General features: G+C 62.5%; 1 protein-coding gene. It reads left to right on the top strand.

Features of this window, described 5'->3' with window-relative positions; translation table 11 throughout:
- Positions 1-23: 23 nt before the first annotated feature.
- Positions 24-480, top strand: a 457-nt coding sequence (locus EYB28_RS19640; RefSeq protein ID WP_166852920.1) for a carbohydrate ABC transporter permease, incomplete at its 3' end; no start/stop codon positions are given.

Below are 480 nucleotides of genomic sequence, written 5' to 3'. Positions count from 1 at the left end.
TCGACAGGCTGAGCTTCTTCGTGGTGTTCCTGTGGATCCCGGTCGCGTTGTTCCTGGGGTTCGTGATCTGGCCGTTCGTGCAGGCGGCGTTCTATGCGTTGACGGACTGGTCGGGGTTCTCGGCGGAGTTCAACGTGATCGGGGTGGACAACTTCGTCGCGCTGGCGGGTGACCCGCGGTTCATCAATGCGGTGGGCAACAGTGTGGTGTTCGCGATCTTCATCCCGTTGATCACGCTGACGATCGCGTTGGCGTTCGCGATCCTGATCACGGTCGGGGGTGCGGGCAAGGGTCAGGTGCGTGGTGTGCGTGGCTCGGGGTTCTACCGGGTGGTGTCGCTGTTTCCGTACGTGATCCCGGGGATCGCGATCGGGATCATGTGGCGGTTGATCCTGGATCCGTCCAACGGTCTGGTCAACGGGTTGTTGACGGGGTTGGGGCTGGATCGGTTCGAGTCGTTCGCGTGGTTGGGCAACGTGG

It is taken from the genome of Isoptericola sp. BMS4 (assembly GCF_011634835.1).
In the GTDB taxonomy this organism is placed as follows: Bacteria; Actinomycetota; Actinomycetes; order Actinomycetales; family Cellulomonadaceae; genus Isoptericola.
This window is presented reverse-complemented; position numbering and strand designations above follow the sequence as displayed.